Source organism: Mycoplasmatota bacterium (assembly GCA_018394295.1).
Lineage (GTDB): Bacteria > Bacillota_I > Bacilli_A > Haloplasmatales > Haloplasmataceae > JAENYC01.
The window spans coordinates 1443347-1457155 of the sequence record CP074573.1 but is presented as its reverse complement, the minus strand read 5'-3'; the positions used below and the strand labels follow the sequence as shown (position 1 = coordinate 1457155).

Below are 13809 nucleotides of genomic sequence, written 5' to 3'. Positions count from 1 at the left end.
TTAAATTGGCAAGAAGAAAAAAGAGTGCACAATTTTTTTCACATGGAACCATGTTTGGTTCTTGTTTAGCAATGGTAATATCTTATGGTGAACATCATCATATCGCTTGGGCTATTTTTCATGGATTATTAAATTGGTTATATGTGATTTATTATACTATTTTTTATGTAATTTTTTAGAAGTAGGTGTTTATCATGAGTAATTTGTATTTATTAACGGGCGTAAATAAATTTCAAATTGATGCTAAAATAAAACAATTAATTGGAAAGAGTCAGGTAAGTGAACTTAGTTTAGTAAAATATGATTGTGAAGAAACGACAATTGATGAAATCTTAAATGATTGTGAAACACTACCTTTTTTAAGTGATCATAAATTAGTTATCATGAATCATCCCATTTTTTTATCTTCTGAAAAAAGTAAGTTAGAGCATAATATTAAACGTTTAATTTCTTATATAGAACATCCGAATGAATCTACGATTCTAATAATTAATGCTAGTGATATAAAATTAGATAAAAAGAAAAAAATAAATAAGTTATTATTAGATAAAGCAGAAGTCTTAAATTATGATAATTTAACTGAATTAGAAGCGAGAAATCTAATAAGTCAATCTATGAAACAGTTAAATGTTCAAATTTCCCATGATGCGATAAATGAGTTAATTATGCGTACAGAGTGTGATGCTTTAAAACTACATTCAGAATTAAATAAATTATCTTTTTATTTAGAAAATAAAAATGAAATTACTCTAGAAGATATAAGATTATTAGTCTGTGAGCCAATAGAAAATAATATTTTTAGTTTAACAAATCTTTTTATTGAACGTAAAATTGAACAATCAGTTAAAATATATCACCAACTATTAATGAATAATGAAGAACCGATTGTATTTTCAAGTGTGTTAGGGAAAAATTTTCATAACTTATATCTTATAAAACAATATCAAAAGAAATTTTTTACAGAGTATCAATTAAAAAATATATTGAAAATTCATCCTTATCAATTAAAAAAACTGTATCAAATCGCCCAAAGAACCAAAGAAGAAGATATTATAAAAAATATTCATGCTTTAAGTGAATATGATAGTATGGTTAAAACAGGTAGAATAGATAAATATTTAGGATTTGAATTATTAATATTAAATATGTAAAGAGAAAGTTACATTACTTTATGGTATTGTAACTTTTTTATTGAATCGTATATAAAAAAATAAAACCTACTTATGAAGTAGGTTTTACACTAAGCGATTCCATTTATTTGTTTAGCTAAACGAGATTTTTGTCTTGAAGCATAATTTTTATGTTCAATTCCTTTTGCAACAGCTTTATCTAGTTTTTTGCAAGCAATACTATAAGCAGCTTTTGCTTGATCTAAATCTTTATTAGAAATTGCAGTTTCAACATCTTTTAAAGCTGAACGCATAGAAGATTTAAAAGAAATGTTAAGTAAACGGCGTTTCTCGTTTGTTTTTGTACGTTTAATTTGTGATTTAATAATTGGCATCATTTCACCTCCATAGTTTGTTACGACTATACAATTTTATCAAAATACTCAATAAATTTCAATAATATTTTGTAATTAAGTATATTTTTTGCAATCTTTTCAATATTATTAATGAATATTTTAGAGGTGAATGATATGGAACATAAAACAATTAGAACAGATTTGATAATTGAGAGTTTAGAATCTACGAAAGATCAAGTGCAGCCCCATGATCTTAGATTAAAAGAATATATGGTAGATGAGATGAAAATCTCTGAGGTATTAATCACAAAAGAACAAGAAGAAATCTATGGGAAAAAGAGTGGAACTTATATTACGATTGATACGACTGCGATTGTAGAAAATGATCATGAAACATTACTGAAGATTCAAAAACAAATCGCAACTCAAATTGATTTATTTTTTCAAAAATATAAAATTAAAGAAGATGCACTTGGATTAATTGTTGGTTTAGGGAATGATAATGTTACCCCTGACTCTTTAGGACCAAATGTTATTGAAAATATTTTTGTGACAAAACATATATTTGATCTTCATCCTGAAGAGATTTCTGATAATGGTTTTCGACCTGTTTGTGCAGTAGCACCTGGTGTTATGGGAAATACAGGCATCGAAACAGCGGAAATTGTAAATGCGATTATTCAAGATGTTAAACCTGCATTTGTGATTGTTATTGATGCATTAGCTGCTCGTGCTTTGAATCGTGTCAATAAAACCATTCAAATATCAGATGCTGGAATTAGTCCAGGTAGTGGTGTTGGAAATAAACGAAAAGAAATTAGTATAGATACATTAGGAATTCCAGTGATATCAGTTGGTATACCGACTGTTGTAGATGCTGTAACAATTACAAATGATACGATTGATATGATTATTAAACATATTGCTTATTCGATGAAACATAAAAGACCTTCTGGTAATTTAGTTCCTGCTCATATGAGTGGTAAAAAGGATTTATCAAAAGTTGAGCTTCCAAGTGAAGATATATTAAAAAGTTTATTTGGCGAGTTAGGGATGATGACCAATGAGGAAAAACATCAATTAATTTTTGAAGTTTTAACGCCTCAAGGACTTAATTATATGGTAACTACAAAAGAGATTGATACAAATATTAAAGACTTAACACATATTGTATCTAGGGGTATTAATTTAGCTTTACATAAAAATATAAATTGACGACTAAATTATACATAAATTGTTCCTCTTTCATACTATAATGATAATGAAATTGTAGTATGAAGGGATTTGATATTTATTGTAAGCAAAAAAATTCTTTATATTAAAACATTTATCGTATTCATATTAACTCTATCAATATTTTGGTATTTAATTAATTATGCTAACTTAAGATTAATTAATATTAAATTACTTCAATCATTGGTCTTATTTTTAAATGATATGAATTCAGAAAATAATATAATAGAATTTATCGCTTTACTAATTATTAAGTTAATATTTAATGTTGACATTCATAATTTAAAAAGTTTTTTTGATAATATCAATCCATTATTTAAATAGGAGGAACCTATGGAAAAAAAATTCTTACGCTATACAATTATTGGGATTATATTTTTTGTTGGTTTATCAATGGGGGTGTCTTATCAAGATACTAATCGATCTAAAAATTTACAAGACACACTCGATTCTTATGAGACTGAAATAACAACTCCTAATAATGATTTTACCCCAGTTAACCCTAGTGATAATACAGATATAAATGATAATTCATCTCCAAAAATTAAACATAATCTAGTTACAGGACTTGCCAAAGATGGCGAATATGTTATTAAAAAGGGTCTAGATTTAGTTCTAGATAAAAGTGATGATGTTTTTCGATTTATATTTGGGATGTAGTAGCCATAAGTTTTTCTAAACTTTATGGCTTTTTTTTTCATTATTTGTTCAAATAGATTTGAAAAAATGTCGTAAATATTGTAAAATTTGCTTAGACTTTGAAATGGAGTGATACTATGAATCAAATTAACTATCATAATTTAAGAGAGCGTCAAAAAAAGATACGTAATTTTTCAATCATAGCGCATATTGATCATGGTAAATCCACTTTAGCTGATAGAATACTTGAATCAACGCATACAGTTGAAAGTAGAGATATGATGAACCAATTGCTTGATTCAATGGATTTAGAACGTGAAAGAGGAATTACTATAAAATTAAATGCTGTTGAGTTAAAATATAAAGCGAAAGATGGCGAAGAATACATCTTTCATTTAATTGATACTCCAGGACATGTCGATTTTACCTATGAGGTCAGCCGCTCTTTAGCAGCTTGTGAAGGAGCTGTTCTAGTTGTTGACGCTTCACAAGGAATAGAAGCCCAGACCCTTGCTAATGTTTATTTAGCCTTAGATAATGACTTAGAGATACTGACATTTTTAAATAAAATTGATTTACCAAGTGCTGATACTGAGCGCGTTAAACATGAAATTGAAGATGTCATTGGGCTTGATGCTAGTGAAGCAGTCATGGGAAGTGCAAAATTAGGAACAGGAATTGAAGAAATACTAGAAAATATCGTTAATAATGTCCCAGCACCTGTTGGAGACCCTGAAGCGCCATTACAAGCACTCATTTTCGATTCTTTTTTTGAGTCTTATCGTGGTGTTATTCCAACAATTCGTGTCGTTAGTGGAACGATTAAAAAAGGTGATCGTATTAAATTAATGTCAACAGGGGCTACCTATGAAATAAACGAAGTAGGGGTCTATACACCAAAAGAAGATCAAAGAGATTATTTAACCGTTGGAGATGTTGGTTTTATTACCGCATCGATAAAATCGATTAAAGATATTCATGTTGGAGATACTATTACAAGCATGACTAATCCTGCGAGTGAACCACTTCCAGGATATAGAAAATTAAATCCTATGGTTTATTGTGGTTTATATCCAGTAGACGCTGCTAGATACAATGACCTTAGAGATGCTTTAGAAAAACTTCAATTATCTGATTCATCACTTATTTATGAACCAGAAACTTCACAAGCATTAGGTTTTGGTTTTAGAACCGGATTTTTAGGATTACTACATATGGACATTATTCAAGAGCGATTAGAACGTGAGTTTGATTTAGACCTAATCGCAACTGCGCCATCTGTTATATATGAAATAGAGATGACCGATGGTTCATTTATAACTTTAGAGAATCCAGCTCATATGCCTGAAATTCAGAAAGTTAAACAAATTAAAGAACCATATGTAAGAGCAACAATTATTAGTCCTAGTGATTATGTAGGTCCAATTATGGAGTTATGTCAAAGAAAACGGGGAACCTTCATTGATATGAAATATATTGAAGAAAATCGTGTGAACATTCATTATGATATTCCCCTAGCTGAAATTGTTTATGATTTCTTTGATAAATTAAAATCAAATACAAAAGGCTATGCCTCTTTAGATTATGAGTTAAATGGATATCAAGCATCTAATCTAGTTAAAATGGATGTCATGTTAAATCATGATATTATTGATGCTTTAAGTATAATTGTTCATCGTGATTTTGCCTATGATAGAGGAAGAGTCATTTGTAGTAAATTAAAAGGGATTATCCCTAGACAACAATTTGAAGTACCTATTCAAGCAGCCATTAACGGTAAAGTCATCGCTAGAACGAATATTAAATCATTAAGAAAAAATGTTTTAGCTAAGTGTTATGGTGGAGACATTTCAAGAAAGAAAAAGTTACTTGAAAAGCAAAAAGAAGGTAAAAAAAGAATGAAAGCAGTGGGTAGTGTTGAAATACCACAAGAAGCTTTCATGGCTGTATTAACTGTTGATGAATAAAAACTAAAAAACCTCAATTGAGGTTTTTTTTGTTAAAGAAATATGTTTTACAGTAAGTTTTTTATCTGGATTAATTATTTATAGAAACTTTTATATTTATGCATATAATGTATTGTGAGTGTGATAATATGAATCTTTATGAAATCACAAATCATTATGAATATAAAAAATTTAAGGAAAAATATTTTCAAGGCATCATTGGATTAGATAATATTATTAAAGAATTATTTGCGATATATGCATTAAACGAAGTGAATAAAATTAAAGAGAATCATAATATGCTGGTAAAAAAACAAGCTTTAAATATGATTTTTTATGGAAATCCTGGAACAGGAAAAACAACAATTGCACGAAAAGTGGCTGAAATGTTTAAAGACATCCAGTATTTAAGTAAAGGACATTTGGTTGAAATTGATCGTAGTGATTTAATTGGTGAATATATTGGACAAACGACGATAAAAACAAAAGGAATATTAGAAGAAGCAAAAGGTGGTGTACTTTTTATTGACGAAGCCTATAGTTTATATAATGAGGATTACAAAGATTTCGGGAATGAAGCAATTGATATTATTTTAAAATTCGTCGAAGACCATCATGAAGATTTTATTGTAATTTTAGCAGGTTATAAAGAAAAAATTGAAGTTATGTTGCATAATAATAAAGGATTAAATTCACGATTTCCAATTAAATTATTTTTCGAAGACTATGATATGAATGAATTAAAACAAATATTTAGATACACAATAAAAATGAATGGTTATGAATATAGTAAGGGATTTGATAAAAGATTTAATAATTACTTAAATAAGTTAGGGTCACAAAATAGTCCACTATTAAAGTATAATGGTCGATTTATTCGTAATTTAATTGAAAGTATTATAAGACAACATGATATGAAAGTATTTTTAAGTAGAAGTACTCAAAATATGATGTTTCTAGATGAAGATGATTTTGTATAAAAAAAGAGCTAATTATTATTAGCTCAAGTCTCTAAAAACACCAATCACTTTGCCAATTATTTTAACATCGTTTAAAATAATTGGCTCAAAATCATCGTTTTCTGGTTGTAAGCGAAAATGATCTTTTTCTTTATAAAACCTTTTTACTGTAGCTTCATTATTATTAGTTAAAGCAACGACAATTTCACCATTACTAGCAACATCAGTTTTACGTATAATAACTTTGTCATGGTCTAAAATGCCAGCGTTTTTCATACTATTACCAGAAATTTCTAAACCAAATACAACTTCATTTCCTTTAATTAAATTACTTGGAACAGGAAAATAATCAGTTACATTTTCTATTGCTTCAATGGGATTACCAGCTGTGACTAAACCTACCATAGGAATTGAAATAAATTGATTTTTATCTTCTTTAACAATATTAATCGCTCTAGATGTTGTTGCATCCTTTTTAATATAACCTTTGGCTTCTAATTTATTGAGTTGTGAATGAACTGAAGCGCTTGAAGATAAATGCACAGCTTTTCCAATTTCACGAACGGTCGGTGGATATCCTCTATCTGTAATGAATTCATCAATAAAATTTAAAATTTCTTGCTGTTTTGGAGATATTGTTTTCATGATCATCACCTCTTGTTTCTATTATATAAAAAATAATTACAAAAAGCAAACGTTTGTTTAACAAAAAAAATAACTTCTACTAATTACTAGCAGAAGTTATTTATAGAAAATTTATGCTTCAACAATAGCATCTGTAGGACACTCGTCTTGGCAAGCACCACAGTCGATACAAACGTCCTCATCAATTACGTAGATATCTCCTTCTGATATACAATCAACAGGACAAACTGCAGCACAAGAACCGCAAGCGATACAATTGTCAGTAATTTTTCTTGGCATTACGTACTCCTCCTTTTCGAATCTATCGACTCTATTTTACCATAAAATATTATAAAATAAAGAATTCATATAAAAAAATTTGTAAATTTTGTTTAAAATTGGATTAAAGTGTTATATAATTTTTAAAGTAATCTATTAATGGAGGTTTTTCGATGATAAGTGATTTATCTATTAATTCAATTAGGGTTTTAGGTATTGACGCTATTAATAAAGCAAATAGTGGACACCCAGGTATTGTCTTAGGCGCAGCACCAATGGCTTACACGCTTTGGACAAAGCATCTTGAAGTATATTCAAAAGATCCATTATGGTTTAATCGTGATCGTTTTGTTTTAGCAGCAGGGCATGGGTCTATGTTACAATATGCCATGTTACATTTAAGTGGATATGATGTAACAATTGATGATTTAAAACAATTTCGTCAATTAGATAGTTTAACTCCAGGTCACCCTGAATTTAGACATACACCAGGAGTGGATGCAACTAGTGGTCCATTAGGACAAGGGATCCCTATGGGAATAGGGATGGCAATAGCTGAAAAGTTTTTTTCTGAAAAGTTTAATAAAAAAGATATCACATTAGTCGATCATTATACTTATGTCATTTGTGGTGATGGCGATTTAATGGAAGGTGTCACCAATGAAGCAGTTTCTTTAGCTGGTCATATGAAATTAGGCAAATTAGTAGTACTATATGATTCAAATAATATTACTTTAGATGGAAAGAAAGAACAATCATTTAATGAAGATATTAAAGCTAAATATGAAGCGATGGGTTGGCATTATGATTTAGTTGAAGATGGGAATGATTTAAGTTCCATAAATCTTGCGATAGAAAGTGCTAAAAGTAATATAGATAAGCCATCTATTATTGAAATCAAAACTGTGATAGGATATGGTGCTAAAAATCAAGGAACAAATAAAGTTCATGGTTCACCACTAGGTGAAGAAAGTGGACGAGCTGCAAAGGATGTTTACAAATGGGATTATAAACCATTTGAAGTTCCTAATGAAGTTTATGAACATTTTAATGAAACTGTTGTTAACCGTGGTACTGAAGCGTTTAACGAATGGGAAAAGAATTTAAGATTATATGAAGCACAATATCATAATGACTATCAAGAATTTTTAAAGTGTATGAATAATGAGTTAGATGTTAATTTAACTGAAGTTTTACCTAAATATGAATTAGGTCATTCAAATGCTACACGTAATTATAGTCATGAATGTTTAAATGAAGCAGCTAAAGTTATTCCTAATTTAGTAGGTGGAGCAGCGGATTTAACAGCATCAACTAAAGCAATTATTAAGGGTGAAGAAGCTTTTGCACCGGGTCATTATACTGGAAGAAATATCTTCTTTGGAGTAAGAGAATTTGCGATGGCAACCATTTGTAATGGGATTGCCTTACATGGTGGATTAAAAGTATTTTGTTCTACATTCTTTGTATTTAGTGATTACTTTAAACCTGCAATTAGAATGGCAGCGTTAATGAAATTACCTGTTATGTATATCTTAACACATGATAGTATCGCTGTTGGAGAAGATGGACCAACGCATGAACCAGTAGAACAATTAGCTATGTTACGATCAATTCCTAACATGTTAGTATTACGTCCATGTGATGGAAATGAAACAGCTGCTTGCTATCATTTAGCTTTAAATACAAAAGATAAACCAGTCGCTTTTGTTTTAACAAGACAAAATGTTGAGACTGTGTCTGAAAATGTTTATGAAGATGTTAAAAAAGGTGCTTATGTCGTTAGTGAAGCAAATCAAGATAAGATGGATGGTATTATATTAGCATCTGGTTCTGAAGTTAATTTAGCGATTGAAGCACAAAAAGAACTTGAAAAAGAGAATATCTTTGTTCGAGTGGTAAGTGTTGTATCGATGGAATTATTCGATGCTCAAGATGATTTATATAAAGAACAAATACTTCCTAAAAAAATTAGACGTCGTTTAGCAGTAGAAATGGCAACACCATTTGGTTGGCATAAATATGTAGGATTAGATGGTAAAGTTTTAGGAGTAGAAACATTTGGTGCTTCAGGAAAAGCAAATGAAGTTTTAGAAAAATTTGGATTTACAGTTCCAAATGTGGTAAAACAATTTAAAAGTTTAATGTAAATATTGATTTTTAATTAAAAATAAAGTATTATTAGTTATGATATAAAGGAGGATATACAATATGTTACAATTTCAAATTTGGCTATTTGTATTAATCATAGTATTAACGATTGTTGTAGGGATCTTATTAGGTTTCTTTATCGCAAGAAAATATATGATGAAATACTTAAAAGATAATCCGCCTATAACAGAGGATATTGTACGTACAATGATGGCTCAAATGGGAAGAACACCATCTGAAAAACAAGTGCGTCAAGTAATGAAAAATATTAATTCACAATATGAATTTAAATCAGCAAAAAAAGAAAAGAAGAAGTAAGAAAAGAGGCTGCATCAATTGATGCAGCTTTTTAACTATTTTTATTATTTATTTCAGCTCTTCTTTCTGCTTCACTGATTCGACCACTCATAATAAAACAAGAATAAATACATAGTAAAATAAACAATATAAATATAATACCAAGGGTTATTAATATCTTAGTAATCAACTATATACCTCCTAAATTATTCCTTACTTATATCATGAGTCATAAATTACTATTTAACCGTAAAATAATAGAATTCTATTGACAATTTTAATAAAATAGTTATAATACTAATTGTATAAGATGAATGGAGGTTTAGCTCAGTTGGGAGAGCATCTGCCTTACAAGCAGAGGGTCGGCGGTTCGAGCCCGTCAATCTCCACCATTTTTTTATTTTGCGGACGTGGCGGAATTGGTAGACGCGCATGCTTGAGGGGCATGTGGTATATACCGTGGGGGTTCAAGTCCCCCCGTTCGCACCAAAAAAGTACATACAAGTTAATACAATTTAACTTTTTACAAGAAAGTCTTAAACAAAGGGCTTTTTTTTTTAGGTGCAATAGGTTTATTCCAAAACAAGCCCACACAGGCGAAATGTGCACCCAATTAATGGGAAACGTTAAAAGTTGCACCCAAAATAAAAAGTTTGCACCCAACGACTTCAAAATGCACCCAAAAATATTTTTATGCACCCAAGCAAGTGAAAATGCACCCAAGAGCAAAAGTGATGCACCCAAATCACCATTTATGGGTGCATTATTAATATTACAAAATTGTCACTTTTATTCGGTTAAAGTATTGTATAATAAGTATTGTAAAGTAAGTTAATAAAATTAATGTAAGGTCAACTAACAAGACAAGGATAGGTGATTAAATGAAAAAAATATTTTTAGTAGAAGATGATTACTCATATAGATATGCAATAGAGAAAGCGTTAATAAATAATGGATTTAGTGTGATTAAAGCATCTTCGGTAAAAGAGGCTAAATCATTATTTACAGAACAAGTAGATCTTGCTGTTTTTGATATTATGCTTCCAGATGGCAATGGGTTTGAATTGCATGAATTATATAAAGTTTATGGAGTTCCAGTAATATTTTTAAGTGCTTTAGACGATGAAATGAATGTAGTTACAGGATTGAATATTGGTGCATATGACTATATTACTAAACCATTTTACGTAAGTGAATTGATAGCTCGAATAAACAAAATATTTTATAAAAATAATGAAATTAAAATCATAACCATTGGTAACCTTACAATAAATAACGATTCAATGAAAGTTTTTGTAAATAACAATGAAATCATTCTTTCATCGACTGAATATAAGTTACTTAAATATCTAATTAGGAATGCAAGTAAAGTAGTATCAAGAGAGCAAATTTTAGCTGAAATATGGGATAGTGATGGTAAATATGTAAATGACAATACCGTGAGTGTTAATATAAGAAGATTAAGAGAAAAAATTGGTGATGACAAAATTAAAACAATTAGAGGTCTTGGATACGTGTTCATGAGGAATGGGGATGAAAATGCTAAAAGATAAAAAAATATATATTTGTTTCTTTTCAATGATAACAGTTAACATATTATTTTTATTATTGTTCTTCCACGTACAACATTTTGTAGTTTTGATTATGACTTCTACAGTTAATATTTTAATTCTATATCTAACGATAAATCATATTGGAAAACGGCTGGAAATTATTTCTAAAAATGTTGAGGAAAACATTAATGGAAATAATGAAAGTGAGATCTATGAAGAAGGAATAATAGGAAGTATCTCAAATCAAATCAATAATTTACATAAGCGTAATTTGTTTATGTATGAACAATCAAAATTAGAGAAAGAAAATATTGTAAAATTAATTACTGAAATATCTCACCAAGTGAAGACTCCAATTGGTTCTCTTCAAGTTCTGAATGAGTTAATGTTAGACAATGATGAATCAAAAAGAAAAGAAGTTAATCAATTAATGAAGAATGAGTTAAGTCGTCTACAATGGCTTAGTTATTTTTTGTTTGATATTTCCAAACTTGAATGCGGTATGATTAACCTAAAATTTACTGGAGTTAAAGCTTCAGAATTAATTAGGAAGTCTATAGAATCAGTTTATACAAAATATCTTGAAAAAGATATTGAATTATATGGTGAGATAGTAAATGATTTTGCTATGGATGGTGACAAAAAATGGCTGCATGAAACGTTAACGAATATTTTAGATAATGCAATAAAGTATTCGGAATGTAATACTACAGTTACTATTTCGACTAAAGTAACACCACTTGATAAACGAATAATTATTACTGATGAAGGAAAGGGAATAAATAGAGAACATTTATCTAAAATTTTTAATCGATTCTATAAAATAGATAACGAAACAGAAGGTGTGGGTGTTGGGTTATATCTTGCAAAGCAGATTATGAGATTGCATGGTGGAACAATCAAGGTAAGTTCAGAAGTAGGTAAAGGATCTGCATTTGAAGTTATTTTTTATGAAAAATGACAATACTGTAATGTTATTGAAACCTTATTGAAAGATTAATACTGTAACCTATAGTTGAGACCAGCTATATAATGTCAAGAGAATACAATTAAAAAAGTAATACTTTATTATTGTTAAAATTTTCACAAATATTTTCAATAATATGTTTATATCTAATTAATGTAATATTTAATTTAAAGAAATATTAGTTTTCAACAGGTATATATGCTGTGTTATCTCTAAGTACTGCATAAATAATATGTGTAAGTTTTCTTGTGCATGCTCCAATTGCGGTACCATGTGCTTTACCTTCTTGACGTTTCTGGTTGTAATATTTAGACATTAATGGATCATGTAATGATGACATAGTAGCTCCCAACCAAATAGCTCTTCTCAGGTATGGAGAACTTCGTTTAGACATTCTATTCTTGGTTCCTGTGAACTGTCCAGACTGAATGACAGAAGGGTCTATGCCAGCAAAAGCTACAATTTGGGAAGCACTATTATATCTATTAATATCTCCTATTTCACTAAGAATAGATGCTCCTAAAATTTGTCCTATTCCTGGTATAGTGTGAAGATGACAATCAAGTTCATTATAGATTGAAGATATATATTCTTCTAATTCTTTCAACTTTTCTTCCATATGATTTATTTGGTCCACCAAAGATCTTATTTGGAAAGTAAATGAGTCTACAGCGTATTTAATTCCAAATGAATTTGAAGCGAAATCTTTAATCTTTAAGGCTTTATCAACACCTAATCTACCTCTACTTAGTGAATAGAGCTTGTCTGTTAATGTTTTAATATCTATATTCAAAAATTCTTCTGGGGTGGTTAAATCAAGCAATAATTGTTTAGAAGTTACTCCAAACATGTCTGAGAAAAGTTTCTCATATTCTGGAAATACTTGATCTAATAAGGCAATTACTTTGCGTTTATAATCAGAGATAGTATCAACTAATTCAAATCTAAAGCGAGTTAAGTTCTTTAAGGCAATGATTTTTTCATCAGCTAATTTAGTTTCTTTAAAATTACCAAATCTAACGGTTTGAGCGATAAGAACTGAATCTATTGAATCATTCTTTGTCTTACGAATATTGAAATTTCGGAATGTATCGGTTTGTATTGGATTTATAACGTTTATTGAATAATTATAATTTTTCAAAAATGAATGAAGTGCTAACCAATAATGACCTGTTGATTCAATACCAATAATTACATCAGTACTATCGTTGGTATGAAATCTTATAAATTCAATAAGTTTATTTCCGCCGGTATGTGAATTAGGGAACTTTAATGATTTATTACTAACTTGATTACTTAAATGATCAACAATTGATGCTTCATGATATCTTTTACCTATATCAGTACCTACATAATACATAAGTACCACCTAATTTCATTAAATTTTATAGATAGAGCATTCCTCTTTACTTTATAAGTTACATCCTCGTTCGATAATCGATGAAATAGTAAAACTATTCATCATCCAGCTCATTCGTAATATCTCATAAAGTAGAGGTATCAGTCTCAATTACGAGATCTAAGTCTCAGGTGAGTTAATATAACCTCTATCTTATACGAGAATATTATCTCAAATGATTGTTAGCTAAACAACCATTTTTAATCCATTCATACTAAAATCAATGTATTAAATAAGGTTGATTAACTATAGAAAAATTATAATTTGTTTTAATTTAATTAATATCTATATTATACG

The 13809-nt window shown here is 29.1% G+C and carries 15 protein-coding genes and 2 tRNA genes; 12 read left to right on the top strand and 5 right to left on the bottom strand.

Annotated features, from left to right (window positions below):
- Positions 1 to 5 precede the first annotated feature (5 nt).
- Positions 6 to 179, top strand: a complete 174-nt coding sequence (locus tag KHQ81_06730; protein ID QVK19666.1) for a hypothetical protein — start codon at positions 6 to 8, stop codon at positions 177 to 179.
- Between the two features lie 15 nt (positions 180 to 194).
- Positions 195 to 1151, top strand: a complete 957-nt coding sequence (holA, locus tag KHQ81_06725; protein ID QVK19374.1) for a DNA polymerase III subunit delta — start codon at positions 195 to 197, stop codon at positions 1149 to 1151.
- Positions 1152 to 1240: 89 nt separating this feature from the next.
- Here holA and rpsT read toward each other — a convergent pair whose 3' ends face one another.
- A complete protein-coding gene (gene rpsT / locus KHQ81_06720; GenBank protein QVK19582.1) occupies positions 1241 to 1504 on the bottom strand; it encodes a 30S ribosomal protein S20 in 264 nt (87 codons plus the stop codon).
- A 111-nt stretch (positions 1505 to 1615) separates the two neighbouring features.
- On the opposite strand from rpsT, the gene gpr reads away from it, so the two are divergent.
- The 4 genes from gpr (at position 1616) to KHQ81_06700 (ending at position 6263) form a co-directional block, all read left to right on the top strand.
- Positions 1616 to 2680 carry a GPR endopeptidase gene (gene gpr, locus KHQ81_06715; protein QVK19373.1) on the top strand — a complete coding sequence of 355 codons (1065 nt, stop codon included), beginning with the start codon at positions 1616 to 1618 and terminating at the stop codon, positions 2678 to 2680.
- A gap of 351 nt (positions 2681 to 3031) precedes the next feature.
- On the top strand, positions 3032 to 3358 hold the full coding sequence (locus tag KHQ81_06710) for a hypothetical protein (protein QVK19372.1): 327 nt from the start codon (positions 3032 to 3034) through the stop codon (positions 3356 to 3358).
- Between the two features lie 116 nt (positions 3359 to 3474).
- Positions 3475 to 5304 carry a translation elongation factor 4 gene (lepA, locus tag KHQ81_06705; GenBank protein ID QVK19371.1) on the top strand — a complete coding sequence of 610 codons (1830 nt, stop codon included), beginning with the start codon at positions 3475 to 3477 and terminating at the stop codon, positions 5302 to 5304.
- Between the two features lie 128 nt (positions 5305 to 5432).
- The gene (locus KHQ81_06700; protein ID QVK19370.1) at positions 5433 to 6263 is read left to right on the top strand and encodes an AAA family ATPase; all 831 of its coding nucleotides are present in this window, start codon (positions 5433 to 5435) and stop codon (positions 6261 to 6263) included.
- Between the two features lie 18 nt (positions 6264 to 6281).
- Here KHQ81_06700 and lexA read toward each other — a convergent pair whose 3' ends face one another.
- A complete protein-coding gene (gene lexA, locus KHQ81_06695) occupies positions 6282 to 6887 on the bottom strand; it encodes a transcriptional repressor LexA (protein QVK19369.1) in 606 nt (201 codons plus the stop codon).
- 111 nt (positions 6888 to 6998) lie between these two features.
- The gene (locus KHQ81_06690) at positions 6999 to 7166 is read right to left on the bottom strand and encodes a 4Fe-4S binding protein (GenBank protein ID QVK19368.1); all 168 of its coding nucleotides are present in this window, start codon (positions 7164 to 7166) and stop codon (positions 6999 to 7001) included.
- 152 nt (positions 7167 to 7318) lie between these two features.
- Between KHQ81_06690 and tkt the strand changes: the two genes are divergently transcribed.
- Both tkt and KHQ81_06680 read left to right on the top strand, forming a co-directional pair.
- The gene (gene tkt / locus KHQ81_06685) at positions 7319 to 9295 is read left to right on the top strand and encodes a transketolase (GenBank protein QVK19367.1); all 1977 of its coding nucleotides are present in this window, start codon (positions 7319 to 7321) and stop codon (positions 9293 to 9295) included.
- 61 nt (positions 9296 to 9356) lie between these two features.
- Positions 9357 to 9614: a YneF family protein gene (locus KHQ81_06680; GenBank protein QVK19366.1), complete on the top strand. Its 258-nt coding sequence runs from the start codon at positions 9357 to 9359 to the stop codon at positions 9612 to 9614.
- Between the two features lie 31 nt (positions 9615 to 9645).
- Here the strand turns inward: KHQ81_06680 and KHQ81_06675 are convergent, their stop codons facing one another.
- Positions 9646 to 9783 carry a hypothetical protein gene (locus KHQ81_06675; GenBank protein QVK19365.1) on the bottom strand — a complete coding sequence of 46 codons (138 nt, stop codon included), beginning with the start codon at positions 9781 to 9783 and terminating at the stop codon, positions 9646 to 9648.
- A 126-nt stretch (positions 9784 to 9909) separates the two neighbouring features.
- Between KHQ81_06675 and KHQ81_06670 the strand changes: the two genes are divergently transcribed.
- The 4 genes from KHQ81_06670 (at position 9910) to KHQ81_06655 (ending at position 12107) form a co-directional block, all read left to right on the top strand.
- Positions 9910 to 9985 (top strand) — tRNA-Val (locus KHQ81_06670).
- A gap of 12 nt (positions 9986 to 9997) precedes the next feature.
- Positions 9998 to 10082 (top strand) — tRNA-Leu (locus KHQ81_06665).
- Positions 10083 to 10474: 392 nt separating this feature from the next.
- Positions 10475 to 11146, top strand: coding sequence for a response regulator transcription factor (locus KHQ81_06660; protein ID QVK19364.1), 672 nt, complete (start codon positions 10475 to 10477; stop codon positions 11144 to 11146).
- Positions 11127 to 12107, top strand: coding sequence for a HAMP domain-containing histidine kinase (locus tag KHQ81_06655; GenBank protein QVK19363.1), 981 nt, complete (start codon positions 11127 to 11129; stop codon positions 12105 to 12107). Before KHQ81_06660 ends, KHQ81_06655 begins: the two co-directional genes overlap by 20 nt.
- A 184-nt stretch (positions 12108 to 12291) precedes the next feature.
- Here KHQ81_06655 and KHQ81_06650 read toward each other — a convergent pair whose 3' ends face one another.
- Positions 12292 to 13473 (bottom strand): IS110 family transposase, encoded by a 1182-nt coding sequence (locus tag KHQ81_06650; protein ID QVK19362.1) that lies wholly within the window; start codon positions 13471 to 13473, stop codon positions 12292 to 12294.
- Positions 13474 to 13809: the final 336 nt, after the last annotated feature.

Bases quoted from the DNA above. Each gene is read 5' to 3' on its own strand.
- holA (QVK19374.1), top strand. From the start codon at position 195: ATGAGTAATTTGTATTTATTAACGGGCGTAAATAAATTTCAAATTGAT.
- rpsT (QVK19582.1), bottom strand. From the start codon at position 1,504: ATGCCAATTATTAAATCACAAATTAAACGTACAAAAACAAACGAGAAA.
- gpr (QVK19373.1), top strand. From the start codon at position 1,616: ATGAATATTTTAGAGGTGAATGATATGGAACATAAAACAATTAGAACA.
- KHQ81_06710 (QVK19372.1), top strand. From the start codon at position 3,032: ATGGAAAAAAAATTCTTACGCTATACAATTATTGGGATTATATTTTTT.
- lepA (QVK19371.1), top strand. From the start codon at position 3,475: ATGAATCAAATTAACTATCATAATTTAAGAGAGCGTCAAAAAAAGATA.
- KHQ81_06700 (QVK19370.1), top strand. From the start codon at position 5,433: ATGAATCTTTATGAAATCACAAATCATTATGAATATAAAAAATTTAAG.
- lexA (QVK19369.1), bottom strand. From the start codon at position 6,887: ATGAAAACAATATCTCCAAAACAGCAAGAAATTTTAAATTTTATTGAT.
- KHQ81_06690 (QVK19368.1), bottom strand. From the start codon at position 7,166: ATGCCAAGAAAAATTACTGACAATTGTATCGCTTGCGGTTCTTGTGCT.
- tkt (QVK19367.1), top strand. From the start codon at position 7,319: ATGATAAGTGATTTATCTATTAATTCAATTAGGGTTTTAGGTATTGAC.
- KHQ81_06680 (QVK19366.1), top strand. From the start codon at position 9,357: ATGTTACAATTTCAAATTTGGCTATTTGTATTAATCATAGTATTAACG.
- KHQ81_06660 (QVK19364.1), top strand. From the start codon at position 10,475: ATGAAAAAAATATTTTTAGTAGAAGATGATTACTCATATAGATATGCA.
- KHQ81_06655 (QVK19363.1), top strand. From the start codon at position 11,127: ATGAAAATGCTAAAAGATAAAAAAATATATATTTGTTTCTTTTCAATG.
- KHQ81_06650 (QVK19362.1), bottom strand. From the start codon at position 13,473: ATGTATTATGTAGGTACTGATATAGGTAAAAGATATCATGAAGCATCA.